The following is a 15,730-nucleotide window of genomic DNA, read 5'->3' on the forward strand; positions in this document are numbered from 1 at the left end:
GCAGCAGACCCACGGAGGAAATCATGGCATTGCCCAAGCCCAACCTTTATCCACCATTCAACATCGTGCGTCTCAGTCATGTCGAACTCGGCGTGAGCGATCTTGCGAGGTCACGGGCCTTCTATGTCGACACGCTTGGTTTGCAGGTGACGGACGAGAGCTCGGAGGCGATCTATCTTCGCGCGATGGAAGAGCGCGGCCATCATTGCATCGTGCTGCGGAAGTCAGAGAAGATCGAAGCCCGTGACCTCGGCTTCAAGGTGTTCAGCGAGGAAGATCTCGACAAGGCCGCCAGCTTCTTCAGCAGCAGGGATCTGCCGGTTGAGTGGGTCGAGCGTCCCTATCAATCCCGCACGTTCCGCACCCGCGATCCCCACGGCATTCCCCTCGAGTTCTATTCCAAGATGGACCGGCTGCCGCCGATTCATCAGAAATACGCGCTCTACAAGGGCGTGAAGCCGCTCCGCATCGATCACTTCAATTGCTTCTCGCCGAACGTCGATGAATCCGTCGCCTTCTACAACGAGATCGGCTTTCGCGTGACGGAGTACACGGCGGACGAGGAGAGCGGGCGGCTGTGGGCTGCCTGGACTCACCGCAAGGGCGGCGTTCACGATCTGGCCTTCACCAATGGCCGCGGCCCGCGCCTGCACCACACCGCATTCTGGGTGCCGACCCCGCTCAACATCATCGATCTGCTCGACCTCATGGCCACCACCGGATGGGTGTCCAACATCGAACGCGGTCCCGGCCGCCATGGCATCTCGAATGCCTTCTTCCTCTATATCCTTGATCCGGACGGTCATCGGATCGAGATCTACTGCTCGGATTACCAGACGGTCGATCCCGATCTTGAGCCGATCAAATGGGACCTGAAGGATCCGCAACGTCAGACGCTTTGGGGGGCGCCCGCGCCGAAATCCTGGTTCGAGCATGGCAGCCTCTTTGCCGGAGCTGAACCGCGCGACGCCGATCTGGCCGCCCAGCCGATCATCGCCCCGTGACCGGGCATTCGCATATCGCCTGAAACGAGGGAAAGGCACCACATGTCTCGTCCGAGGTTCGTCAGCTTCACCCGCAACGGCACACCCGGCTACGGTCTCCTGGGCGATCAGGGCGTCGTCGACCTGTCCGGCCGCCATGGCAAGCGTTGGCGTACGTTGCGTGAGGTGATCGAAGTCGGCGCGCTGGTGTCCCTGGCCGAGGAGAGCGCCGGGTTGCCGGCGGATTTTCCGGTCACTGATATCCGCTACGAGATTCCGATTCCGGCACCGGAAAAAATCATCTGCGTCGGCGTGAACTTCCCCGACCGAAACGAGGAATACAAGGACGGGCAGGCGGCCCCCTCAAATCCCTCGCTCTTCATCCGTTTTCCGCGCTCGTTCACGGGCCATGAACAGGCTCTGCTGCGTGCCCCGGAGAGCCCGCAGCTCGACTATGAAGGCGAAATCGTCATCGTGATCGGCAAGGGCGGTCGCCGGATTCCACAGAGCGAAGCGCTCGACCATATCGCCGCAATATCGCTGTGCAACGAAGGCACGATCCGCGATTGGGTGCGGCACGCCAAATTCAACGTGACGCAGGGGAAAAACTTCGATCGCACCGGTTCGATGGGACCCTGGCTCATCCCCTATACCGATGAGAGCCAGCTTGGCGACGTGAAGCTGGAAACCCGGGTCAACGGCGAGGTCCGCCAGCAAGACCGCACGAGCCGGATGATATTCTCCTTCCGCAAGATCATCAACTATATCTCGACCTTCACGACGCTGGTTCCTGGCGATGTCATCGTGACCGGTACGCCGACGGGTGCCGGCGCGCGCTTCGAGCCGCCGATCTGGCTGAAGCCCGGCGACGTCGTCGAGGTGGAAGCAGAGGGCATCGGTATCCTCCGCAACACGATCGCAGATGAGGCATGATCCTTGTCGACTGCCAAGGTCGGGCAGTGGACTTTGGATTGCTCAAGCCGCTGATGCGGCATGCACGCGAATCCGACCGTCGTCATCCACGACGATCGGAATGGCATCGAGGGCGCAATTCAGGCCCAGTCCCTCGACGCCCGTGCCATCCTGAACGCGAAATCCGGCGCTGTGGTTGGTGCACCGAAGGACCGTGCCGTCCGCGCTCAGCACGTTCTCCCCGCGATGATCGAGGGGCAGGTACTGATGCGGACATGCATTGACATAGGCTGCGAGAGTGCCCGCCGACCTGACGATCAGGATCGGAAAATCTGCGGGACCGAACTTGATGGACTTGAGGCTCCCGTCGCCAACGTCATGGGCGTCGCACAGGATGGTTCCTTCGGCCGGCGCGCCGCGATAGCTCTTCCATGCGTCAAGTATGACTGCCTCCATCAGGATGCCTTGAGCACGCCGCGTTGAATCTGATCGGCCTCGATACTCTCGAACAGGGCCTTGAAGTTGCCCTCGCCAAAGCCGTCATCTCCCTTCCTCTGGATAAACTCGAAGAAGATCGGGCCGATCACGGTCTTGGAGAAGATCTGAAGCAGGATGCGGGTCAGCCCGCCATTGACGACACCTTCGCCGTCGATGAGGATTCCGTGCTTGCGCATGCGATCGAGCGGCTCGGTGTGGCCTTTCACGCGGTCAAACGATTTGTCGTAGTAGATCGAGGGCGGGCCCGGCATGAATTCGAGCCCGCGACCGGCGATGGCGTCGGTCGCCGCATAGATGTCGTCGGTGCCGACGGCGATGTGCTGAATGCCTTCGCCCTTGTACTGGCGCAGATATTCCTCGATCTGGCTCTTGTCGTCGGCGCTTTCGTTGATCGGGATCCGAATCTTGCCGCAGGGGGACGTCAGAGCGCGCGAGGTCAGGCCAGTCAGCTTGCCGGAAATGTCGAAGTAGCGGATCTCGCGGAAATTGAACGTCTGGCTGTAGAACTTGTACCAGGTGTCCATGTTGCCGCGCATGACGTTGTGCGTGAGGTGATCGAGATAATAGAACCCGACGCCTTTCGGGGTTGGATCGACTTCGCCGGTCCAGTCATATTCGGCTGAATAAGGGGAGCCCTTGGCGCCATAGGTCTCGACCAGGTACAGCAGGGATCCGCCGATCCCGACAACGGCGGGCACGTCGAGTGACTTGTCGCTGCCGGTGTATTCCGTTCCGCCGAGTTCGAGGACGCGCTTTAGGGCGTGTTTGGCATCGACGACGCGCCAGGCCATCGCCGGCGCGCAAGGTCCATGTTCGGCGACAAAGCGGGCGGCATGGGAGTTCGGCTCGCGGTTCAGGACGTAATTGATCTTTCCCTGGCGCCAAACGGAGATGTCCTTGGTCTTGTGCCGGGCAACCTCGGTGTAGCCCATTTGCTCGAAGAGCTTTGCGAGCTTCTGCGGCTCCGGATGGGCGAACTCGACAAACTCGAATCCGTCGGTGCCGGCCGGATTGGCCGTCGAAATCGTGGCGGGTGGGGCATCGTGAGGGAAGGGGCCCATATCGCGCTCCTGGAATGGTATTTGATTTAGATCAAAATACCGCGGCTCCGTTGCACGATCTTCGCATAATCTGCTCGACAAAATCAGATTATGCGTGAAACATGCGCACGTCCCCATTATCGTGCAAGGATCGCGCATGGACCAATTTGACGTGAAATTGCTGCAAGCGCTCCAGTCAGATGGACGGTTGTCGAATTTTGAACTGGCCGATGTTGTCGGCTTGTCGGCATCTCAATGTTCGCGCCGTCGCGCGGCGCTCGAAAATGCCGGCACGATCGCAAGCTACCATGCTCATCTCGATCGCGAATCGCTCGGGCTGGGCATCGTCGTCTTCGTACAGGTGACGCTCGCAACGCACTCGCCGGACAATTCGAGACGCTTCCTCAAGCTCATCGAGAGCCTGGCAGAAGTGCAGGAGGCCTACGCACTCACGGGCGAAGCTGACTACCTCGTCAAGGTGGCGATCACCGACCTCAAGGCGCTCTCGATGCTTCTCAACGGCGTATTTCTGCCGCACGACAGTGTCGCGCACGTGCGCTCGTCCATCGTCCTCGATTGCCTGAAGCAAACCTCGCAGTTGCCGCTTGGGCATCTGATGCCCTCCGAGACACGTGCTGCCGGGAGTTCTCCGTCCCGAGGCGAAGGCAAGCCGCGGTCAAGGCGACCCAAAAAGGCTTGAGTTGGCGACCAAAAACATGGCCATCCCTCGACCGGATGCTGCGAACTTCCCGCTGGATGTGCACAGTCGGCGGCAGAGCCGACAGCATGGATTCGTTCACAGATGATGTTCGGCGATGATTTGGCCGCTGCCCGAGGACGGAAAATAAGGACACAGCACTTCGGTTTCGCCTTTATATGCATCCCAACCGAGCAAGCCGAACATCATGTGGGTGTCGGCCATCAAGGCTTCGCCGTTGCACTTGGTCGAATATTCGGGAAGCATGCGGACGAATTCCGCATAGCGGCGCTCCTTCCATAAATCGAGGACGCGCAAGTCGACCTGACGGTTGAATTCGCTGCCGACCTGTTCCCATTGGCCGTCGCCGACCTGATCGTTGGCAATTAGCTTGTGCGACATGGAGCCGGAGGCGAGGACCGCGACCTTGCGGCTCGACGCGGCGATCGCCGTGGCGCAGGCCGCTCCAAACGTGCGGTTCTCCTCGATGCTGGCGAAGATCGGGGCTGCGACCGACAGGACGCGCGCCCAGCCGCCTTCGTTCATGTAGTGCATCGGCACGATGGTGCCGTACTCGAGCGGCAGCGTCTCCACCTTGTGCGCCAGGACCTGCAGGCCGCTCCTCGAGGCTTCGACCGCAATGGCATCGCCGAGCTCTGGATCACCAGGATAATCGTAGTTCATGTTCTGAATCATGTGCGGCGCCTCGTGGCTCGTATACACGCCGCGATGACGCGCGTTCGCGTTCATGTGGCAGCCGAAATTCGAGATCCAGTGCGTGTCGAACACGAGGATTGTGTCGGCTCCTCTGCTGTGAGCGCGCTTGCCGATCTCACGCAGGGCCTGAATTGCCGCTGCTCGCTTGCCCTTTAGGGGTCCCTCACGTTCCGAAATCAGAATCGAGGGGACGTGTGCAATCTTGGCTGCAAGCACGATTTCACCCATGGGGCACCTCCCTTTGCTATAATGTTTAACATGTTAATTATATCGATCGTCGCGATCTTTGATTCAGATCAAAAATGAGAGCTGCATGATGATCGAGGTGAGATTTGATCGCGGCGACCGCCAGGTAGGTCTTGGCCTGAGCCTTTCAAACAAGACAAAAGGCGCCGGAATGAATCGGCGCCTCGTCTAAAGATTCATACTGGCTTTGTGAAGTTCGAGACGCGATGCGCCGTCAATCCTCAGCGCTGCCCATCGTGCACCGAGATATCCGATGCGGCGAGCCCGCCGATCCGCGCATGCGGCCTGCCACCGGTCGCCATCACCAGGCCGAAGGCGATCTCGTCACGTCTCGGTGCATCCCAGAGCGTCATCTCAGCCGTCCCGAAATGACTGCGCACATAACACGCATGGATGTGCCCAAGCGGGACCATCAGGCGCGTGCCGGGACCGCCGATGGTCTTTGCCGCCGGAACGATCGCCTTGGGTTGCCCGAGCACTTCGCGCATGCCCTGGCCGCCGGCTTCGTGCCAGACGGCGCCATGCTCGAGCTCTCCGTCCTCGCCGACGATGATGCCTTTGCCATAGGCTTCGATGTGCGGCGCGCCGCCAAGTTGCGCGATCAGCGCGCTCGCGAGCTCGCGTCCGAGCTCACGCAACGATGCTTGAAACGGCATCAGGTTCGGCTCGTAGCGGCCCGCGAAAGGATTGGCGACGACGGCAACGGCCGTCCCGACCAGGAGCGGCTTTTCCAGCCGGGGGCCGCGCTCGTGCCAGACCGTCTCGACACTGAGCGCGGTCTTGCGAATGTCATAGGACGACATGCGAACCTATGCCTCGTCCACGACCGGATTACTGAGCACGCCGATGTTCTCGATCTCGACCTCGACCACGTCGCCGGGCTTGAGGAAGATCGGCGGCTTGCGGGTGAAGCCGACGCCGGCCGGCGTGCCGGTGGCGATCACGTCGCCGGGGACGAGGTCGAAAATGGTCGAGCAATATTCGATCAGCCGCGGGATCGAGAAGATCAGCATCGAGGTGTCCGAGGATTGCACTGTCGCGCCGTTGACCCGCGTCTCGAGCTTCAGCTTGGTGGGATCGCCGATCTCGTCCGGCGTGACCAGCCACGGTCCGAACGGACCCGTGCCGACGAAGTTCTTGCCCGAGGCGATCTGCTGCGCATGACGCTGCCAGTCGCGCACGCTGACATCGTTGTAGATCGAGTAGCCGGCGACGTGATTCCAGGCGTCGGCCTGGCTGATGTGTCGGCCGGCCTTGCCGATGACGACGGCGAGCTCGCCCTCCCAGTCGAAATTGTCGGAGACCCTCGGACGGATCACCGGTGCATTATGGCCGACCTGGGAGCGCCAGACCCGCAGGAAGATCGGCGGGAATTCCGTGATCTCGCGCTTCATGCCGAAGGCGACCGCTTCATTGTGGTGGTCGAGATAGTTGCGCACGGCGCAGACGATCTTCTCCGGGCGCGGAATGACGGGCAGATATTTGATGGCGCTCAGCGCCATCGTCGGCTTGTGCTGGGCGACGATGGCATCGCGTCGCGCGTAGTCGCCGCTGCCGATGAAGTCCGCCAGCGTCGGATACTGAGGCAGGGCGCGGCCCAGATCCACGACCCCGTTTTCGACAACGGCGCCCCAGCTTTCCCGATTTCCATCCAAGAACGACAGCAGCTTCATGATTACGACCCACGAGTTGGCATTTTTCGATGATCTCTAGTATTTTCGAAAATCATGCGAGACGCAAGCCCACCGCGCCTGAAAAAGCCGCGCCATCTATTCGGCGTCGAGCAGGTGCCCGGCGTATTTCGCGACATTGTCCGCGGTGGTGCGGATATGGGTCTCGATCAGTTGCACGGCGAGATCGGCATTGCGCGATATGGCCGCCTGCATGATCGCCTGGTGCTCGCCGGCCTTGTCGCGCGGGCGCGGCCGGAAATTGGCCGACAGATGCCGGTAACGCTCGGCGCGATCGAACAGCTCGGCGCGGATCGCCAGCAGGGTCGCAGAGCCGCAGGCGGAGACCAGCGCCTGATGGAATTGCCGGTGCGCAATCTTCCATTCGGGATCACGCAAGGGATGTTCGGGATCACGCTGTTCAATGCGCTTCAGCCGGTGCAGCGTCGAGATGACGGCAATTTCCCAGTCTTCGTCGCCTCGTTCGATCGCGCGGCGGATCAACTCCACTTCGATCAGAACCCGGGCATCGGTGACTTCGACAAGATCCTGGCGGCTGACCGGTGCCACGCGAAATCCGCGCTGCTCCTGCGCGTCGACCAGTCCCTCTGCGGCGAGGGCGGTCAGCGCCTCGCGCAACGTGGTGAAGCTCGCGCCGAAGCGCTCGCGCAACACGTCGAAGCGCAGCGGCTCGCCGGGGGCCAGAGCGCAGGTCACGATCTCCTCGCGCAGCCGGTGGGTGATGTCGGCGGCGATCGTCTTGCCGAATTCCTTGCGGGGGCGAATGGCGCTGTCAGGCATGGTCCTGCCCATGAATCGATGGCCCAACATGCCGCGCCAAGGACCATCTTGCAATAATTTTCGTAACCGCTAGTATTTTCGAAAATCAGGTGGGGAATGAACTCATGAGAGCGGTTCTGGTACGACAGCCGGGCGGGCCGGATGCACTCGAACTGGTCGAGGCGCCGGTGCCAGCGCCCGGTGCCGGACAGGTTCAGATCCGTGCCGAGGCGTTCGGGGTTGGGCAACCCGACGTGCTGATCCGCCGCGGCGTCTACAAATGGATGCCGCCGCTGCCGGCCAATCCCGGCAATGATGTTGCCGGCCGTATTGCCGCGCTCGGGTCGGGCGTTGAAGGCTTGCAAGTCGGCCAGAAGGTCCTGCTGAGCGCGCGTGATCTGTCGCAGCGCGGCGGCTGTTACGCCGAATACGTCGTCGCGCCCGCTGACGCAGTTCATGCACTTCCCGACAATGTCGATCTGGAGGCAGCGGTGTGTCTGTCGAACTACCAAGTGGCTTACGCACTCCTGCACGAGTGCCGCCATCCGCGCGCGCCCGCGAGCGTGCTGGTGATCGGCGCGGCCGGCGGTGTCGGCACCGCGCTGGTGCAGCTGGCCAAGCTGGCGCAGATGACCGTGATCGGCACGGTCTCGACCGAGGAGAAGGCCGCGTTTGCGCGCCGCAACGGCGCCGACCACGTCATTTTCTATCGCCGCGAGGATGTCGTGGCGCGGACCCGCGAGCTGACCAAGGGTGAGGGCGTAGGCCTCGTGCTCGACCACGTCTGCGGACCCGAGTTCACCTCCTATCTCGGCGCGCTCGGCAAATGGGGCACGCTGCTGTCATACAACGCCTTCGCCGGGTTGCCGGAAGAGAATCTGATGGCGGCGATGCGCAATCATCTCGACATCTGCCCGGCCGTGCGTTGCTTCTCCTTCCACATCTATGACCACGATCGCGAGGGCCGTCGTGCCCTGTTGCGCAATGTGATCGAGGCCCTGAGCCGCAACGCGATCAAGCCGGCCATCTCGGCGACACTGAAGCTCGACCAGGTCAGGCAAGCTCACACACTGCTCGAGCAGGGCTCCGCGCTCGGCAAGATCATCATGACGCCATGAGAGAGTGAACCAACACAATGACGACCCAAGCGCCCATTGCCCGATTCACACGGCTGAGACACGCCACTTTCGCCTCGCCGGATTGCGAGCGACTGCTCGACTATTACCGCGGAGTGATTGGCCTCGGCCTGGTCGGTCGCGATGGACATCGCATTTTTCTCGCCAGCGATTCCGAGCAGCTTTCGCTCGTGATCGAGCCCGGCGAGGCGGCGTTGAAGAGCATCGCTTTCGAGATTTCTCCGAATGTCGAGATCGAGGCGCTGAGCGCCGCCCTGAAACGCGCGGATTTGCGTCCTGAACTGCGGAGTGATGCTCTGCCCGGCGTCTCCAGGCTGCTGTCGTTCATCGATCCCGAAGGAACGCAATTCGAGCTGATCCAGGGCTGGACGCCGACGCCGACGCCGGCGCAGGAGCGGATCGGTGCGCTCGCTGTCACCAAGCTCGGCCATGTCGCGCTTCGTACGCCCGATCCGCTTGCGGCCTCGGAGTTCTATGCGAACGTCATGGGTTTGCGGGTCTCCGACTGGGTCGAGGACCGCTTCGTCTTCATGCGCAGCGGCTATGAACATCACACGCTGAACTTCGCCCGTGCTCCCGTGCGCAGCCTGCATCATCTTGCATTCGAATTGCGCGGCCCTTCCCACATGCAGCAGGCCTGCGATCATCTCGCCCGCCACAAGCTCCCCATCCTTTGGGGACCGGTCCGTCACGGTCCCGGCCACAACACAGCCGTCTATCACCGCAATCCCGATGGTCATCTGGTCGAGCTGTTCCACGATCTCGACCGCATGATCGATGAGGAGCTCGGCTATTTCGATCCGCGTCCGTGGCATCGCGACCGCCCGCAGCGACCGAAAGTCTGGGTCGGGCTGCCGCGCGACGTCTGGGGTCTGCCGCCATCACCGGAATGCGTCGAGTTCGCCCGCTAGAGCATAAACAACAGTCAAAGGGAGGATGCATCCATGCGATGGATGAAGCGACTTGCTGCGACCGGATTTCTGCTTGGCAGCTTTGTGGCAGCCGGCCCGGCCCAGTCGGCGGACAACTATCCGTCGCGCCCGATACGCTTGATTCACGGCTTTGCCGCCGGCGGTGCGGCCGATACGCTGTCGCGCATCATCGCCGACGGGCTGTCCAAGAAGCTCGGGCAACCGATCGTCGTCGAGGCCAAGCCCGGCGCCGGCGGCAACATTGCGGCGGACGCGATCGCCAAGGCTGAGCCCGACGGCTACACGATCGGACTCGTCACGGGCGCCCACGCCATATCGGCCGCGACCTACAAGAGTCTGAGCTACCAGCCGGCCGAGAGTTTCGACATGATCTCGACGCTGGTCTACTACGCGCTGGTCATTGCGGTGCGTAACGACTACCCGGCCAAATCGCTCGGCGAATTGATCGCGGCGGCAAAGCAGAAGCCCGGCGCGCTCAGCTTCGGCTCGGTCGGTTTCGGCAGCACGCATCATCTTGCGGGAGAGCTGCTCGACGCGATGGCCAGCATCGACATGGTACATGTACCCTATCGCGGGGATTCCCAATCCGTCACCGCGCTTCTCGGCGGAGAAGTGCCCGTGATCGTCGGCACGCCCGTCCTGCTTGCACCGCAAATCCAGAGTGGGGCCATTCGGGGCTTGGCAGTCACTTCGCCGACGCGGACCGCGCTGTTGCCGGATGTTCCAACGGTCGAAGAAGCCGGCGTCAAGGGATATGACGTGCGGACCTGGGCGGGCCTTCTCGCTCCCAAGGGAACCCCGCCTGCCGTCGTCGCCGCGCTCAACTCAGCGACACTCGACATCCTCAAGAATCCCGAGATCAAGCAGCGGCTGGAAACGGCCGTCGGAGGCGAAGTCCGTGGCAGCTCTCCCGACGAGATGAAGAAGCTGATCCAGTCTGAAATCGCGAAGTGGTCGGGCGTGGTTGAGCGGGCGAAGATCCCCAAGATCTGATCCGGGCCTCCGTCCCGGGGAAGATGCCGGAATCCTTCAGGCGCGCAATCTGGGAGGCCTTTTCGCCGTCGCGGAGGCCACAGACATTCTGCTCGAGTGATAGAAGTCAGGTCAGACGGATACGGAAGGGGACTGACTTGGTGGGCATGGCGAGGCCGCGATGGCATCCGCCTTGAGCCGCGCCAATTCGCCTGCGAGGCGAGGACCCTGGTGGGATTGCCGCTCCGCGAACCGGCCATCGATGAGGCGCTTCTGGCCGCCGGCCCACCCGAACTCGCGCAGTCCTCGGCGAAACGCCTCCAGGGTGCGCCAGCCAACGGTGCCCCAGGCGTCCTGCGGGGCGCGCGCACCCATCGGCAGTGCATTGGTCTGCTGCGGCCTGGATTTGATCTTGATCAAGTTCAGCAGCGTCGCCGCCACGATCATCGTTAGGACGCCACCAACGCTGAGCGTGATCTGCATCGCAAGCCCCTCAGATATGTCGAGCAGCGCCAGGAGGCTGACGAGCGTAAGCAGAACGCCGAGGCAGAAGATTGGCAACGAGTGCTTGCCACAGAGGATGGCGCCGCGCATCACCGCAGTCGTCAATGCTTGTCGATTGGGCGGCACGAACCATACCGCTACAACTGCAAGAGCCAGGAAATGCAATAGACGCAACGGATCGAGATTCGATTTGTCCATCGGGTAAGCCAACTTCGTCAGCCCCTGCGGGATCAATACTTCCAGCGGCTTGATTCTCCAGCTCAATGCGATGACGAGGCTGAAGACCAGATAGAGAACGGCAGGCGTAAGCGCCATGCGTGACGTTAACCAGGGGCGCACTCTTTCGCCCTCGATTATCATCCACGCGCCAAGCACCACTAGCAGCTGCCAGGCCAGTGGATTGAAAGCCCAGTGGCCGTTCGGCCACGCCGGCAAGGACCAGCCGAACATATGCACCAGCGTATAAAGCGCCAGCGAGGCGCCAAGCGTCACGTTCGGCAGTCGGAGCAGCAACCACAGCAACGGCGCGAACAAGAGGTGGAGAAGCACGAAGATCGGCAACACGTCGGTATTGACCGGGCGGTACTGCAGAATCGCCGCATGCGCGAGCGTCGCGCCCGGCTGGTCCAGCAGAATGCGCGTATTGCTCTCGTCAGCAAGGCGTTCCACGCCAGCGATGTGGACCAGGAGGGCGCAGGCGAGCGTGAGCAGCAGAAATGCGACATAAATGTCCCGGCTTCGCCGCAGCGTCCGGCGGATCACGCTGGTCCATCCCTCGCACCTCCATACCTTTCCGTAGGCCAGTGCGCAGGTGACGCCCGAGACGAACATGAACACTTCCGCGGCATCGCTGAAGCCGTAGTTTCGCAGCGTCAGCCAACTTCCAATGTTATTGGGGACATGATCAAGAAAGATGCACCAGAGCGCGATGCCGCGGCAGGCGTCAATGCGCAGGTCGCGGCCGTTGGCTTTCAGCTCCGGCGCCGCATCCGCGGATGGCTTCAGGGTGGCGGTTCGATCATGCATTGGCTTGCCTCGTCCAGCGTGCGCGCACGCTTAAAGAGGAACGATCGAGACGGATCGAATTTGAAAAAAAGCGCGGCCCTGCGGGTCGTGACAGCGCCGCAGTTCAGGGTTGCTTCACATCGACCTGGCCACGACAGCAATTGCGACAATGATCATATGGCCGCGCCGAGTAAAACGCTGGTGGAGAGGCGGACTGTCGACATCATCGTTCAAGTGGCGCAGTGTGTAAATCGGCCGCAGGTCGGTACAGAGAGGTGCCTAGGTCCTATGACCAAGGTATCGTCCGGGCCGCGGTATCTATTTGATACCCTCAGCCACGTGATGAGCAATTCATCGCTCGCGTGGACGGAGAGGCCAGCGGGTACCGCGCTTCACGTCGTCCGCGCTCATTACGATTGTGTGCCGATTGCAACCATTGCACACAGCAGCGCTCGGCTCCTACTCTGAGTGCCTGACGGCGGAACCAATGGACCAGAGATAGAAGGTGGACGGTTTCGAAGGTGGGTGTATGATTTTTCATTGATCTCCGGGCGCTCAGAGAACGGAGAGCATTTTTATGAAGGTTCTTGTCGTTGACGATCACACATTGATCCGCGAGGCGTTGCACGGCGTCCTGAAGCAATTGAAGCGAGAGGCCGTGATATTCGAAGCTTCGAGCAGTCGAGAGGCCATGCACATCGTCGAGGAGAATCCCGATATCAGCCTCATTTTGCTCGATATCAATTTGCCTGACCGCGACGGCTTCTCTGTCCTTTGCGAACTGCGCCATCGCTATGCGACGATTGCTATCATCATTCTCTCGTCCACCGATGATCAGGACACGGTCAGGCGCGCTTTCAAACTTGGCGCGCTGGGTTTCATCCCGAAAACCACGGAACGTGACGTGATGCTCAACGCTATTGAGTTGGTGTTCTCTGGCGGAGTTTACATTCCCTCGGAGATTCTGGAGGAAACTGCGGGTCCGCGGCTTGCAGATAAACCATTGGCTCGCGACTCGCTCAAGGGGCGCGGATTGACCGATCGTCAGATCGACGTACTTGCGCTGCTGATGAAGGGAAAAAGCAACAAGGTCATTGCCAGGACGCTCAATATGGCAGTGCCGACAGTGAAGAATCACATCACGGTCGTTCTCAAGGCGCTCGGCGTAGCGACGCGCACTGAGGCCGTCATAAAGGTCGGAAAAATGGGCTGGGAATGGCCGCCGAAATCTGAATCATGAAACTGCCCCGGTGCCTCTTCCACCATCATGATCCCTAAGGAGCTCATGCATGACAGCGCGGAGCCGCATCGGGTCGACGGGCTTGTGCAGCAAAATGTAACCTCTGTCCCTAGCGTCCCGCAGAGGTTCAGCTCCGGTATCGCCGCTGATGAGAATGGCGGGAATTGACGAGCCAAACGCCGCATTGATTTGTTCAATTGCCCGGATTCCGGTCTTCCCGCTTGCGAGATGATAGTCCGAGATGATGAGATCGGGGCGCTGTTCGCGCTCGGCAAGTCGGACTAGTGCAGCTTCGTCGGATCCGGCGGCAAGAACCGAGTATCCCCATTTGCTGAGCAATCCGCCCGTTCCCTCCTGCACGATCGGAGTATCGGCAATAACGAGAATTGCCTTGCCGTCGACCGCGAAGGCGCCGGGGTATGGTAAGTCGGCGGGCGCCGTGGACCTGACGCATTGATCGACTTTCGGAACCAGGATCGCAAATCGCGAACCTCGGCCCACAGTCGAAGCCAGGTCGATTTGATGGTCGAGAAGCAGGCGAAGCTTGTCGACGATGGCGAGGCCGAGGCCCAGTCCGCCGGACCGGTTCTGTTCTGAGCTGGAAACTTGAAAAAACTCGCCAAAGATATTCTGTTTTTGATCGTCGGGAATGCCAGGACCGGTATCGCATACTTCGATACGCAACATTTCACCGCGACGACGACATCCGATCAGGATACCGCCCTGCAATGTATAGCGCACCGCATTTGATACAAGATTCAGCATGATGCGTTCGAGCAGCATCGCGTCGCTTCGCACCCAGGCATCACTTGGCCTGACGCGTAGCCGCAGACCCTTTTTTTGCGTCGCCTGGTCAAACGCCGTCTCGATTCTTTGCAACAGGCGCCCGATCGGGAACTCGGTGATTTTGGGCGTAAGCATCCCGGCATCCAGCCTGGACATGTCCAGGAGCGAATTGAACATTTCATCCATTTCCTTGCGGGTTGCGTCGATCCGTTCGATCGTCTTTGTCCTTTCCTCCGGGTTGAGCGGCGTGCGCAGCTGGGCGACGAACAACCCCAACGCATGTAAGGGCTGCCGCAAATCATGGCTTGCCATGGCGAGAAAGCGCGATTTCGCTGCGTTGGCGAGCTCCAGTTCCTGCGTGCGCGCTGCGACCTTCTGCTCGAGTTCGACGTGCGCGCGGCGCAGGCTTCCTTCCGCGCTCTTGCGGACCTCGACATCCGCACTCAGCAGCAAGCTTGGAACGGTAATGCTGATCAAGAACATCAACACGAGCAGGAATGACGCATTGGGATCTGGTGTCGCGAAGGGGCCGCCGCCCGTGTGCGTTCCCCAAATCGTGATGCCCGCAAGCACGAGGGCAACCGTTGCGGTATCGCGTGGACCGCGACGCAGCGCCGCCCATAACATGGGCAGGATCGCCAGAAAGCCGAGTGGATCTCGGCCGGGCGTCTGTTCGATCAGGGGGCTGAAGGCAATGAGGCCAACAGCCGCCGCTGTTGCGAGGACCGCTGCCGTCTCCACAAAATCGTGCCGGTTGAAGGCATGATGGTGTTTTGATGCCCACAGCACGATCACGGGGGCAATGACCAGTGCGCCGGTGACGTCGCCCAGCCACCAGGTGATCCACGCGTCGGCGAAATTCTCCGGCTCGATGTACCCGAAGAGTGCCAGGCTGGTCAGTCCGATGCTGGCGCTGATCGGTGTCGCGATCACGACGCAGATCAGGGTGAACTTTGCGACGGAATTTGGCGTTGAGAACGTTTCACACCCGCCTGACCACTGATTAATGAGATACGCGCCGGCAATCGCCTCGAGAGAGTTGCCGGTTGCAATCGCAGTTGCAGTGGCAACGGAGCCTGCCGTCGTCGCATTAGCGATCAGCGCCGCCGCAAAAATTGCGGGCCAAGTTCGATATCCCCGCAACAGCACCGCCGCCAGCGCGACGCCTGTCGGCGGCCAAATTGGCGTTGCGCTGGGATGAATGGAGGCGAGGGCAAGGCCACCCTTTGCCGAGGCGAAATAGATCACTCCAATCACGACCAGACCGCCGACGTAGCTGACGCTGCGGTATGAATCCATGTCGGAAACTAATGATCGTCGATCGGACATCGTCCGCGCCTGGACTAGGCAATTGGGTCGTTCACTATGACTGACTTTTAAAGAGGCGACGCGTGCGCTGGAGGAACATCTGGCCGACTTGCGGTCCATCCCTCGCCTCAGCACCAGTGGAGACGAACAGGCCGCCGTTGCGCCCGGAGGAATTCGCGCCGTCTCGCGTTCACCCGATTTTTCGGGGGAAGCCATGGTACGACGAAGATAGGCTCTCCGAAAGGCTGGATTTGAACTCGGACAAAGTCGCTGTGTGCGACGAAGGCCCTATCTCTCGTTGGAG

At 61.1% G+C, this 15,730-nt stretch carries 15 protein-coding genes; 7 read left to right on the forward strand and 8 right to left on the reverse strand.

Annotation, left to right across the window (positions count from 1 at the left end):
* Positions 1–23 precede the first annotated feature (23 nt).
* Together hpaD (AAE027_RS11220) and AAE027_RS11225 are read left to right on the forward strand one after the other, a co-directional pair.
* Positions 24–1,004 (forward strand): 3,4-dihydroxyphenylacetate 2,3-dioxygenase, encoded by a 981-nt coding sequence (gene hpaD, locus AAE027_RS11220; RefSeq protein ID WP_370988073.1) that lies wholly within the window; start codon positions 24–26, stop codon positions 1,002–1,004.
* 42 nt (positions 1,005–1,046) lie between these two features.
* Positions 1,047–1,916, forward strand: coding sequence for a fumarylacetoacetate hydrolase family protein (locus AAE027_RS11225; RefSeq protein ID WP_370988074.1), 870 nt, complete (start codon positions 1,047–1,049; stop codon positions 1,914–1,916).
* 42 nt (positions 1,917–1,958) lie between these two features.
* On the opposite strand, the gene AAE027_RS11230 is transcribed toward AAE027_RS11225, so the two are convergent.
* Positions 1,959–2,351: a Rieske (2Fe-2S) protein gene (locus AAE027_RS11230; RefSeq protein WP_370988075.1), complete on the reverse strand. Its 393-nt coding sequence runs from the start codon at positions 2,349–2,351 to the stop codon at positions 1,959–1,961.
* Positions 2,351–3,454: a 4-hydroxyphenylpyruvate dioxygenase gene (gene hppD / locus AAE027_RS11235; protein ID WP_370988076.1), complete on the reverse strand. Its 1,104-nt coding sequence runs from the start codon at positions 3,452–3,454 to the stop codon at positions 2,351–2,353. The genes AAE027_RS11230 and hppD overlap by 1 nt, the downstream gene beginning before the upstream one ends.
* 136 nt (positions 3,455–3,590) lie before the next feature.
* Here hppD and AAE027_RS11240 point away from each other — a divergent pair, with 136 nt between their 5' ends.
* Positions 3,591–4,133 carry an Lrp/AsnC family transcriptional regulator gene (locus tag AAE027_RS11240; RefSeq protein ID WP_370988077.1) on the forward strand — a complete coding sequence of 181 codons (543 nt, stop codon included), beginning with the start codon at positions 3,591–3,593 and terminating at the stop codon, positions 4,131–4,133.
* 96 nt (positions 4,134–4,229) lie between these two features.
* Here AAE027_RS11240 and hpaD (AAE027_RS11245) read toward each other — a convergent pair whose 3' ends face one another.
* From hpaD (AAE027_RS11245) to AAE027_RS11260, 4 genes are all read right to left on the reverse strand, one after another.
* The gene (gene hpaD / locus AAE027_RS11245; RefSeq protein WP_370988078.1) at positions 4,230–5,075 is read right to left on the reverse strand and encodes a 3,4-dihydroxyphenylacetate 2,3-dioxygenase; all 846 of its coding nucleotides are present in this window, start codon (positions 5,073–5,075) and stop codon (positions 4,230–4,232) included.
* Between the two features lie 239 nt (positions 5,076–5,314).
* Positions 5,315–5,896 (reverse strand): amino acid synthesis family protein, encoded by a 582-nt coding sequence (locus AAE027_RS11250; protein ID WP_370988079.1) that lies wholly within the window; start codon positions 5,894–5,896, stop codon positions 5,315–5,317.
* Positions 5,897–5,902: 6 nt separating this feature from the next.
* Complete coding sequence (locus AAE027_RS11255; protein WP_370988080.1) at positions 5,903–6,766, reverse strand: fumarylacetoacetate hydrolase family protein; 864 nt, start codon at positions 6,764–6,766, stop codon at positions 5,903–5,905.
* 96 nt (positions 6,767–6,862) lie between these two features.
* On the reverse strand, positions 6,863–7,564 hold the full coding sequence (locus tag AAE027_RS11260) for a GntR family transcriptional regulator (RefSeq protein ID WP_370988081.1): 702 nt from the start codon (positions 7,562–7,564) through the stop codon (positions 6,863–6,865).
* Positions 7,565–7,668: 104 nt separating this feature from the next.
* Here AAE027_RS11260 and AAE027_RS11265 point away from each other — a divergent pair, with 104 nt between their 5' ends.
* The 3 genes from AAE027_RS11265 to AAE027_RS11275 are packed head-to-tail and all read left to right on the forward strand — an operon-like array spanning position 7,669 to position 10,604.
* Positions 7,669–8,661 (forward strand): zinc-dependent alcohol dehydrogenase family protein, encoded by a 993-nt coding sequence (locus AAE027_RS11265; protein WP_370988082.1) that lies wholly within the window; start codon positions 7,669–7,671, stop codon positions 8,659–8,661.
* 17 nt (positions 8,662–8,678) lie between these two features.
* Positions 8,679–9,590, forward strand: a complete 912-nt coding sequence (locus AAE027_RS11270) for a VOC family protein (RefSeq protein ID WP_370988083.1) — start codon at positions 8,679–8,681, stop codon at positions 9,588–9,590.
* 33 nt (positions 9,591–9,623) lie between these two features.
* Positions 9,624–10,604 (forward strand): Bug family tripartite tricarboxylate transporter substrate binding protein, encoded by a 981-nt coding sequence (locus AAE027_RS11275; protein ID WP_370988084.1) that lies wholly within the window; start codon positions 9,624–9,626, stop codon positions 10,602–10,604.
* 111 nt (positions 10,605–10,715) lie between these two features.
* Here the strand turns inward: AAE027_RS11275 and AAE027_RS11280 are convergent, their stop codons facing one another.
* Positions 10,716–12,113: an OpgC domain-containing protein gene (locus AAE027_RS11280; protein WP_370988085.1), complete on the reverse strand. Its 1,398-nt coding sequence runs from the start codon at positions 12,111–12,113 to the stop codon at positions 10,716–10,718.
* A 556-nt stretch (positions 12,114–12,669) separates the two neighbouring features.
* On the opposite strand from AAE027_RS11280, the gene AAE027_RS11285 reads away from it, so the two are divergent.
* Complete coding sequence (locus tag AAE027_RS11285; protein ID WP_091884211.1) at positions 12,670–13,332, forward strand: response regulator; 663 nt, start codon at positions 12,670–12,672, stop codon at positions 13,330–13,332.
* Here AAE027_RS11285 and AAE027_RS11290 read toward each other — a convergent pair.
* Positions 13,327–15,447: an MASE1 domain-containing protein gene (locus AAE027_RS11290; protein ID WP_370988086.1), complete on the reverse strand. Its 2,121-nt coding sequence runs from the start codon at positions 15,445–15,447 to the stop codon at positions 13,327–13,329. The two genes, AAE027_RS11285 and AAE027_RS11290, sit on opposite strands and share 6 nt — an antisense overlap.
* Positions 15,448–15,730 lie beyond the last annotated feature (283 nt).

The sequence above is a fragment of the Bradyrhizobium sp. DN3 genome, from assembly GCF_041357655.1.
In the GTDB taxonomy this organism is placed as follows: domain Bacteria; phylum Pseudomonadota; class Alphaproteobacteria; order Rhizobiales; family Xanthobacteraceae; genus Bradyrhizobium.

Coding starts and splice junctions, on each gene's coding strand:
- hpaD (WP_370988073.1), top strand. CDS start 24: ATGGCATTGCCCAAGCCCAACCTTTATCCACCATTCAACATCGTGCGT.
- AAE027_RS11225 (WP_370988074.1), top strand. CDS start 1,047: ATGTCTCGTCCGAGGTTCGTCAGCTTCACCCGCAACGGCACACCCGGC.
- AAE027_RS11230 (WP_370988075.1), bottom strand. CDS start 2,351: ATGGAGGCAGTCATACTTGACGCATGGAAGAGCTATCGCGGCGCGCCG.
- hppD (WP_370988076.1), bottom strand. CDS start 3,454: ATGGGCCCCTTCCCTCACGATGCCCCACCCGCCACGATTTCGACGGCC.
- AAE027_RS11240 (WP_370988077.1), top strand. CDS start 3,591: ATGGACCAATTTGACGTGAAATTGCTGCAAGCGCTCCAGTCAGATGGA.
- hpaD (WP_370988078.1), bottom strand. CDS start 5,075: ATGGGTGAAATCGTGCTTGCAGCCAAGATTGCACACGTCCCCTCGATT.
- AAE027_RS11250 (WP_370988079.1), bottom strand. CDS start 5,896: ATGTCGTCCTATGACATTCGCAAGACCGCGCTCAGTGTCGAGACGGTC.
- AAE027_RS11255 (WP_370988080.1), bottom strand. CDS start 6,766: ATGAAGCTGCTGTCGTTCTTGGATGGAAATCGGGAAAGCTGGGGCGCC.
- AAE027_RS11260 (WP_370988081.1), bottom strand. CDS start 7,564: ATGCCTGACAGCGCCATTCGCCCCCGCAAGGAATTCGGCAAGACGATC.
- AAE027_RS11265 (WP_370988082.1), top strand. CDS start 7,669: ATGAGAGCGGTTCTGGTACGACAGCCGGGCGGGCCGGATGCACTCGAA.
- AAE027_RS11270 (WP_370988083.1), top strand. CDS start 8,679: ATGACGACCCAAGCGCCCATTGCCCGATTCACACGGCTGAGACACGCC.
- AAE027_RS11275 (WP_370988084.1), top strand. CDS start 9,624: ATGCGATGGATGAAGCGACTTGCTGCGACCGGATTTCTGCTTGGCAGC.
- AAE027_RS11280 (WP_370988085.1), bottom strand. CDS start 12,113: ATGCATGATCGAACCGCCACCCTGAAGCCATCCGCGGATGCGGCGCCG.
- AAE027_RS11285 (WP_091884211.1), top strand. CDS start 12,670: ATGAAGGTTCTTGTCGTTGACGATCACACATTGATCCGCGAGGCGTTG.
- AAE027_RS11290 (WP_370988086.1), bottom strand. CDS start 15,447: ATGTCCGATCGACGATCATTAGTTTCCGACATGGATTCATACCGCAGC.